Genomic DNA, 535 nt, shown 5'->3' with positions numbered 1-535 from the left:
CCGCCGTCGCCGCCGTCGCCGCCGTCGCCGCCGTTACCGGCCACACCGGTGGTCTGGTCCCCGCCGTTACCGCCCGCTCCGCCGTTACCGCCGACCTTTCCGGCGACCGTGGAAGTCCAGCCGTCCCCGCCATCACCGCCGTTGCCGACGCCGGTGGTCGACCCGTCATTGCCGCCGGGAGAGCCGGATCCACCCTGGCCACCGCTGCCGACGCTGCCGCCGTTACCGCCGGCACCGCCGTCGGGATTCTGCTCAGTGCCATCAGCGCCGTCCGCGCCGTCAGCCGCGGCACCACCATTGCCGCCATTACCGCCCTGGCCGTTCCCGGAGTTGCCGCCGTTACCGCCGGTGCCACCATTGCCGCCGTTACCGCCGGCACCGTCGAGAGCGTTGCCGCCGGTACCGGCGTTGCCGCCGTTACCGCCGTCACCACCCGCACCGTCGACCGCGGTGCCACCGCTACCGCCGGATCCGCCGAATCCGCCGTTACCGCCGGTGAACGCATCACCGCCGGCGCCACCGGCGCCGCCCTTAC

1 pseudogene is annotated in these 535 nt (G+C 74.2%); it reads right to left on the bottom strand.

Going from position 1 to position 535, the window contains the following annotated elements:
* Window positions 1–535: pseudogene (locus tag ACPGXI_RS18015) on the bottom strand (PE family protein); the annotation flags it as partial.

Source organism: Mycobacterium sp., from assembly GCF_049608025.1.
Taxonomy (GTDB): domain Bacteria; phylum Actinomycetota; class Actinomycetes; order Mycobacteriales; family Mycobacteriaceae; genus Mycobacterium.
This window is presented reverse-complemented; position numbering and strand designations above follow the sequence as displayed.